The sequence below is a fragment of the Deinococcus sp. genome (assembly GCF_018260555.1).
Taxonomy (GTDB): domain Bacteria; phylum Deinococcota; class Deinococci; order Deinococcales; family Deinococcaceae; genus Deinococcus.
In genome coordinates this window covers 1-8,042 of the sequence record NZ_JAGLBB010000087.1, presented here as the reverse complement: position 1 = coordinate 8,042, position 8,042 = coordinate 1, and the positions used below count along the sequence as shown (strand labels likewise).

The following is an 8,042-nucleotide window of genomic DNA, read 5'->3' as shown; positions in this document are numbered from 1 at the left end:
CCGTTCACGCGGGGCGTGTGTCCGGCGCGGCGCAGGGCGTCCAGCGCGGCGGCGTCCGTGCCGGGGCGCAGCAGCGCGAACGTCGGCGAAAGCCGCTCGATCACGTGTGCGCTCAGGCGCGGGTCGCTCAGCAGGGCGTCCAGGTCTGCCGGGTCCTGCACTTCCAGCAGGCTCAGGCCCACATGTGCGGTCAGGCGCTCGGGAACGAAGCTAGGTTCCGGTAACTCCGGGGCCCCCGTGGTGCCCACATCCGGGGCCAGGGGGCCGGTCGTGGGGGCTGCTGTGGGCGGCTCTTCAGGGCGTGCCCTGGGGGGCCGTCCGCGTCGTTTGGGAGTCTGATCGGTCATAGGGTACCTGTATCCTGCGCACGCGGCGGCGCCGTGTCAATGCACGCCAAGCGCTCAGAGCTCGCTCTCGTCGATGATGTCGTACGTGTAGCCCTGCTCCGCGAGGAACAGCTGCCGGTGATGCGCGTAGTCCTCCTCGACGGTTTCGCGTGTGACCAGCGAATAGAAGTGCGCCGCGCGTCCGTCGGCCTTGGGGCGCAGCAGCCGCCCGAGCCGCTGCGCTTCCTCCTGCCGGGAGCCGAACGCGCCGGACACCTGCACGAGCACCTCGGCGTCCGGGAGGTCCAGCGCAAAATTCCCGACCTTGGAGAGCAGCAGCACCCGCAGCCTCCCTTCACGGAACGCCTGGAACAGCTGCTCGCGCTCGCGCTGCGGGGTCTTCCCGGTGATCAGTGGCGCCTCCAGGTCGGCGGCCATCAGTTCCAGCTGGTCCAGGTACGCGCCGATCACCAGGGTCGGCGCGTCCGGGTGGCGGGACAGGACGGCGCGCAGCGCGGCGCGCTTGGCGGGGTTCGCGGCGGCCAGCCGGTGCTTTTGCCGGTCAGGCGCGGCGGCGTACGCGGGCCGCTCGTCCGCCGGGAGACGCAGCCGCACCTCGGCGCAGGTGGCGGCCGCGATCCAGCCCTGCGCCTCAAGGGTCTTCCAGGGCTGGTCGTAGCGTTTCGGGCCGATCAGGGCGAACACGTCGCCCTCGCGGCCGTCCTCGCGGACCAGGGTGGCGGTCAGGCCCAGGCGACGGCGGGCCTGCACGCCGGCCGTCAGACGGAACACCGGGGCGGGCAGCAGGTGCACCTCGTCGTAGATGATCAGCCCCCACTCGGCCGCGCCGATCAGGCTCATGTGCGCATACTCCTCCCCGGCAGGCGCTCCGGGGCGGCGGTGGGTGAGCATCTGGTACGTGCACAGCGTCACGGGCGCCAGTTCCCGCCCGGCGGGGCGGCCCGGCGCGTACTCCTGCACGTCATCCGGGCGAAGGTCCGTCTTGGCGAGCAGTTCGCGTTGCCACTGGTTCACGCTGGTGCGGTTGGGGGTGAGCACCAGCGTCCGCTGCCCCACCAGGCTCATGGCGACCATGCCCACCACCGTCTTGCCCGCCCCGGGCGCCAGGACGACCACGCCGGACCCGCCCGTGTCACTGCCCCCCTGATAGAACGCCTGCGCCGCTTCACGCTGGTAGTCGCGTACCGTCAGGTCTGCCGCGAGGGTCACGGGGAACGCCGCCCCCTGGGTGTACCCGGCGCGGTCGTCCACGGGCCACCCGGCGTCCATCAGGGCGCGTTTGAGTTCCCCGCGCGCCCCGGCATCCACGGTGTACACCACGTCGCTCATGCGTTCACGCAGCAGCGGCCCCACGGCCTTGTGGCGGGCCAGTTCGCTCAGCAGCGGCCCGTCACCCGGCGCGGCGGACAGGATCAGCGCCTCGTCGAAGCGGTCCAGGGTCAGGCGGCCCCAACGGCCCACCAGTTCGCGGATGTCGGTCACGACGTTCCCCGGCAACGGGAATTTCGCGTGCCCTTCCAGCGCGCCCAGCATGGCGTCGGCGGTCATGCCGGTACTCGCGGCGTTCCACAGGGACAGCGGCGTGACCCGGTACGTGTGCAGGTGCTCGGGGCTGCTGACCAGTTCCGCGAACGGCGCGATGGCCGCGCGGGCCTCGTCCGCACGCGGGTTGAACGCCTCCAGGAAGACGCTGCGGTCCGCCTGAACGATCAGCGGGTTCATGGGATCAGTCGGCATATGCACGGCAGCATAGCGGCGCGCGTCAGGGGCAAAGTGAACTGCGCGTACGGTGGGCCGCGATGCCCCGCCCATCCCTACCCTAACTGCCCTCATTGCCCTCCCGGCGCGGCCGGTCCGCGTGACCGCCCGCCGTGCCGCCGTCACGTCCGTTTTTCTGCGGAGCGTAATGCTGCCTTATTGAGCGTGGTGCTGGGCTGGGTAGGCGAAGTTCTGACAGGCTTTTATCTTGACTCGGGTCCAACAAAACGGGCTGACTGGGAGTTGTGAGACCACCCATCAGCCCGCTCCCATTTCTAACCCAGATTCCAGACTGGCGTGACCCTACCCGCGTCCATTACCCATGGGACGCCCTCTGGACCGTCATTCTCACTGGCTTTCTCGCCGGACCACCCAACATCCTCGCCCTCACCCAGTGGCTCGCCGGACACCGCGAGGTGCTGGCACAGCACCTCGGCCTCGACTGCCTCCCCCGGCAGGCCATGATCTACCGCTTCTTCTGGTCGCTGGACCAGCATCTTCCTGAACTGCAAGGCGCCCTGCTGGACTGGGTGAAGGCTCAACATCCCACGGCGCATGACCGCCTGGTCATCCTCGCCGGTGACGGCAAAGTCCTGAAAGGGAGCGCCCGAGAGGGCCGACCCGGCCCTCTCGTTCCTGTCGGTCTTCTTCCATGAACTGGCGCTGACCGTCGCGCAAGTCGATGAAGCAGGGCGTCATGAAGCCAAGGTGATGCAGTAGCTGCTTCCCACCCTCACGACCCGCTTCGGGGCCGGGTGGCTCATGACGTTATACGGATTCCGATTGATTCGGTGCATTTCCGAGTCAATTCGAGCGGATGCTGGTGGATAGAGAATCGAAGCCACCATTGCCGGGAGGCCGTGCTGCACGAGGACCCGTGTCGGTTGCGCAAAGGAGCACAGGGACGGGCGATGCTCGATGGCGTGATTGTTGCGCTGCTCAGCGGACAGACCCGTCAGATCACGGCGCTGGTGCGCCGCCTGACCATTGATCCGTTGCTCGCTCTTCAACTCCTGATCCCTGAACTCGCGTCAAGATAAAAGGGTGGGAAACTCTTGATCTACACCACGCCCAAAGACCGACCTGATATGCTGATCTGACCTGGAGAACACGTCATGGAGTATGTCAAGAAGAAAAACAAATCTTCTGCTCAGTCCACGCCTGCGGCGCTCACTCCCAAACTGGCCCTCAACCCGGCCCAGTGGGCGGAACAAGCTGCCGAGCACCAAGCCGCCCTCCAGCGACAGAAAGAATGGCGGGCGGCACATGACCTTTTCACCTTCACAAGTCGGGATGTCAGTGTCAAACGCTCGGTGGCCCGGCCTGCCCTGAGTGCCTTGAGCCTTTTCAGTCAGGCGGTGCAACAGGTCGAAGGCGCACGCCCAGCGTTGCAACGCCAGGTGGCGGCCTTAAAGCAGACCTACACTCCAGAAGCCGTGCAGGCCGCCATTCAACGTGAGCAGGATCGCACCGCTCCTACATCCGTCATTCGCAACCCCCAAACCAACACCGACTGGGTCACAGTCATGCGCCAACAAGCTGAACAGGCGGACGGCAAATGGATGGGCGCACGCGAATCAGGTCAGTTCACGGCTCTGCAAAGGCAGATTGCCCAGACCCTCACGCGAAACTACCTCAGGGACCGTCAACCCCCGTTACGGCGCCATGCGGAATATGCCCAGCATGTGGTCGCTCTTCAAAGACACCCGCTGAGTGAGGTCGTTGGGCAGGTATTCATGCGAAGCGTTCCAGCAAGTGAACGCCCCACCCTGCAACGCGCCGTAGATGCGGCGCTGCAACGCGAAGCGGAACTGCAAACGCAGGACGCCGGAGCCTTAGAACTCCACAGCTTGCAGCGTCAGCTCGCGGAATTGGATGAACAGGCCAGCATTCCGGTGATGCAACGCATTCAGGCCCGCAAAGGGGCAGGCAGTCCCCTGCCCGCCGATGTGCTGGGCCATCTTGAGCAAGGCTTAAACCACGATCTGAGCGGCGTTCGCATCCATGACGACGCCGAAGCGGACAGGCTCGCCAAGAGTGTGAATGCCATCGCGTTCACCACTGGCACGGATATCTTCTTCCAGGCAGGCAAATACGAACCAAATACTCAAACTGGCCTGGAACTCCTGGGTCACGAAGTCACGCACACCGTTCAGCAAAGTAGGGGGAATGTTCCCAAAGGCATTGACGGCGACGCAGGACTGGAGCTAGAAGCCCGCCAGATGGGACGGGTGCTGGCCCGTGCGGCGCGCACGCAAGCACCGGGGCGCGGGGTCCGCACGGTGGCCGCTCAAACGGCGCGTGTCAGTGGAGCCTTGCAACGCCAGGCCGTCAAAGAAGAACCTGCCTTCCTGAAAACTCTCACGGCAGGACAAGCACCTCAGGCTCCTTTTGGGTTCGTCTGGCAGACCAAGGACGGTGGGGTCTTCATCCGGGAAACGCTCGGTGGAAACGGCAAGGTGTTGGTCAAGGTTCCCAACAAAACCCGCCTGCAACTCCTGCGCTACGAGCCGAACCATAAAGCCTACGCAGTTCGCACTTCCTCCGGCGTGCAGGGCTGGGTGGCCGCAAGCCACCTGAAAGTCCCGCCCTCACACATTGCTCAGGACGCGGGCCTGCGCTTCTACGTTCCTAAGGACAAAGAAGGCATCTTCGCCGTGGTGGGCCGCGAGTACGGAGCCACCGAGTTTGGTCAGGACGCCCGGTACTTCACGAACGTCCTGCGGGCGGTCAACCAACCTGCGGCGTTCATGGTTAAGGACCCCAAGTACAAGGGATTCCTGGAAGCGGGCTATGAGCGCGTCATCACGGCCATGACCGAGGGGCGGGACGCCAACGGCGTCCAGCTCATCTCCGGCGTGCCCTTCTGGCTACCCAGTCCCGCTGCCGCCAAGAAGATCAAAGCGCCCAGTGGCAGCTTCAGTAAGCAAGTGCTCGACACCACCAAAGGGACCTTTGGAGCAGCTGGGGAGAAAGCCCTTTTCGGTGGCCTTTTCCTGACTGGACTGCAAGTGGGATTACTCAAGAGCCTCTGGGACGCGCTGGTGGGTCTGGTCGAGATGGTCAAGCTACCCGTCACGGTGGTTACATCCATCTACAACGTGATTCAAACGGCACTACAAGGACAACTCCTGAACAAAGTTCAGGAGATTTACGCCTTCCTGGTCGGGGGCGGACTTAAAGAGATAGCGAACATGCTGGTGGGTGATTTCAAAGCAGGCTGGGACAACAAAAACCCCCTAAAAGCCTGGGGGTATCGGGGGCAGGTGATCGGGTACGTCGCCACGGAAATCATCGTCACCTTTATTCCCATTGCAGGGATCGTCCTCAAGGCCGCCAAAGCCGGGAAGGTCCTGGCCTTCCTGAGCAGCAAATTCAAGTGGATTGGCGAAGCTGGGAAGAAAGCCATGGCGCTGCTGGACAAGGTGAAAATCCCGCAGGTCAAACTGGGGCCAGAATTTGCAATGGCGGGCGGAATCCCCATGAGCGCCCCGCAGCAGGAATTGACTTTGGGCCAAGTGCTAAGGATGGCGAAACCCAAGGTGGGTGGCGCTGGAACAGCCGCACTCTCTAAAGCAGAGCAGCTTGCCCAGAATGCTGCCAACTGGCCCAAGGTGAAGAAGCTCATCGGCAAAGACCCACCAGCGACCCTACCGGAGGGGTACTTCTACCGGACGCAGGGTACACGACGTCAAATCGTTCGCACCAATGCTGATGATGACAAGTTCGCCGCCCTGACCATTGACGAGAAAGGAAAAGTGCGGGTGGCTGATCCCAGTGTCAGTGACCGGATCAGCGATCCCACGAAGATGAACAAGAATTTCAAGCTGGCGATGGGTCGGGAGAAGTTAGAAGGGTATCAGCTTCACCATCTGATTCCAGACAACAAGGTTCGCAGTCACCCTCTGATGCAGTGGGCACAGGAGAAACGCTTCTATGACCTTGACCATATAGACAACCTGATTGAGATGCCAGGAACGGTAGTCGCCCGCACCAAGGCCACCCAAGAAGGTCTGGACAACGGCGTGGAGATCATCGGCCATTTTGGAAGCCACATGGAGTACGACGTCATTGTTCAGCAGAGACTCGATGAATTGTATCGGCTAATGCGTAAGAACTTCGGCACTGATCTCACTGAACCGGGAGCGCGGTAGGCCTTCGAGTTAGGCATCAAGGACATTGAGAATTACCTCCGAAAAATGATTGAAGACGGGAAAGCGCCCACGCGCATTGACCCAGAAACAGGCACGAAAGTCATTTCCCAGGTCACACCTCTCCGTACCGAAACAGGAAACTCTCAAACATGAACAGCAAAACCGCAGACCCAGCCTTCTACTTTCTAAACTATGACTATGATCGCCTGAATCCCGATCTTGGTGGCAATGAAATTGAACTGGTCTACCCCAAAGAGGTCACTTCTATATTTACAACGGTGAACGGCCCAGAGACAGCCACCTTAGACTTGGTGGATTGGCTGACGGGTGATGACCCTTTTGAGTTGGAGGAACCCGTTCAGTTTAGTGGCTTTTTCCCTACAATCTTAAAGACAGATGCGCCTATCTCCGAGAGGGCCTATCCGCTTTATTCCAAGAAATTTCTTGATGCCTTGAAATCATTAGGGCCATTTGATGGCCGGGTATTTCAAACACAGATTGAGGATGACGTGGTTGGCAGCGGAGATGACCCAAATTACCGACTGGGCCAAATCACCGACCAGTTCGTCCTGATCTGGTTTCCTCACCTGGACATCCTTGACGTTGAGACGTCCGTCTACTCAAATCGTTATCCGCCCGCAGGGATGGTCACTGGACTTCAGAATGTGGTACTGAATATTCCAGAAGAAGGCTTACCTCCAATTTTCCGTCTAAAGGCTTCCCCAGTCTTCACCTTAGTCTCAGCATCGGCGAAGGTCGCACTTGAAGAGAGAGAGATCAGTGGTCTGAAATTTTCAACCCATCCTTTCGGCTCTCAGTACCGGACAGGCTGAGTTTTATCCGCTCCTGGCGCGGAATAAGGGTAACTGCTCAGCAGGGTAAATTGCTCAGAATCTGAATTCAGCCCTATAAATTGCTAAGAAGCTGCTTTCAAATGCCTGAAATTGCCGATATGGGCGAATTGATTCGTCCAAGGCAAATTTACAGTAAATATTATGCTCATATAAAACGGAAACACGCGTTTTTTGCCGTGTTTATCGTGCTGATCAGTTACTAATCTAGTAGAATAGAGCAATGAAGGAGGCTATTTAGGCAAGACTGAGGCATCCAGAAGGACAGCACGCTCAGTACCTGACAGGTTGAGTTTTATCCGCTCCTGGCGCGGAAAAAGGCGTATTTAACAGCTCCAAGAGCGTCTGGAACGACTCCGAGGCCCAACGCACGGCACGGCTGAGCACTTCGTACCCCCGTCTCGTCCTGCTCTGAGCAGGACGACCATGCTTTTTCAGGCGAGTCGGCTGCTCTGCCTCCACTTCTTCCCCGACTCGCATCATCCAAGCCAGAGCGCTGCAAAGGAGCCCGAACAGCTTGCCGATACGCTCTGGAGCCGTCATATGGGTTTGCTCCAGGTTCAGTCCCCTGGACTTCATCGCCGAGAACGTCGTTTCAATACCCCACCGCCGTCGGTAGGTTGAAAATGTGTCCCAGACGGATAAATCGGAAGCAACGACGATGCGCTCTCCCTTTGGGGAGAGCGTGGCAACGACATGCATCCAACTGCCATACACCCATGCCCGTTCAAAGAGGGTCTGAACCTGGCCTGGTTGAAGGGAAGTGAAGCAGTCACGAACACATTCATCGTCGTCTACAGCGGTGTCTTCCCGGATTCGGATGCAGCGCCTGATGCCTTTCCACTTGAGAAAGGCAGTAACTGCTCAGCACGATAAACACGGCAAAAAACGCTTGTTCCCGTTTTGTATGAGCATAATATTTACTGCAAATC

6 protein-coding genes and 1 pseudogene are annotated in these 8,042 nt (G+C 60.5%); 4 read left to right on the top strand and 3 right to left on the bottom strand.

Annotation, left to right across the window (positions count from 1 at the left end; translation table 11 throughout):
* The coding region (locus QZ271_RS13040; protein ID WP_291432172.1) for a hypothetical protein at nt 1-347 on the bottom strand (347 nt) is incomplete at its 3' end.
* Between the two features lie 54 nt (nt 348-401).
* Nucleotides 402-2,084: a DNA repair helicase XPB gene (locus QZ271_RS13035; RefSeq protein WP_291432170.1), complete on the bottom strand. Its 1,683-nt coding sequence runs from the start codon at nt 2,082-2,084 to the stop codon at nt 402-404.
* A gap of 266 nt (nt 2,085-2,350) precedes the next feature.
* Between QZ271_RS13035 and QZ271_RS13030 the strand changes: the two genes are divergently transcribed.
* The 4 genes from QZ271_RS13030 (at nt 2,351) to QZ271_RS13015 (ending at nt 7,092) form a co-directional block, all read left to right on the top strand.
* Nucleotides 2,351-2,761, top strand: a complete 411-nt coding sequence (locus QZ271_RS13030) for a transposase family protein (protein ID WP_291432168.1) — start codon at nt 2,351-2,353, stop codon at nt 2,759-2,761.
* Between the two features lie 204 nt (nt 2,762-2,965).
* Nucleotides 2,966-3,145 carry a hypothetical protein gene (locus QZ271_RS13025; RefSeq protein ID WP_291432166.1) on the top strand — a complete coding sequence of 60 codons (180 nt, stop codon included), beginning with the start codon at nt 2,966-2,968 and terminating at the stop codon, nt 3,143-3,145.
* Between the two features lie 75 nt (nt 3,146-3,220).
* Nucleotides 3,221-6,259 (top strand): DUF4157 domain-containing protein, encoded by a 3,039-nt coding sequence (locus QZ271_RS13020; protein WP_291432164.1) that lies wholly within the window; start codon nt 3,221-3,223, stop codon nt 6,257-6,259.
* A gap of 149 nt (nt 6,260-6,408) precedes the next feature.
* Nucleotides 6,409-7,092 (top strand): hypothetical protein, encoded by a 684-nt coding sequence (locus QZ271_RS13015; protein WP_291432162.1) that lies wholly within the window; start codon nt 6,409-6,411, stop codon nt 7,090-7,092.
* 291 nt (nt 7,093-7,383) lie between these two features.
* On the opposite strand, the pseudogene QZ271_RS13010 reads toward QZ271_RS13015, so the two are convergent.
* A pseudogene (locus tag QZ271_RS13010) lies at nt 7,384-7,962 on the bottom strand (transposase); the annotation flags it as partial.
* Between the last annotated feature and the right edge of the window lie 80 nt (nt 7,963-8,042).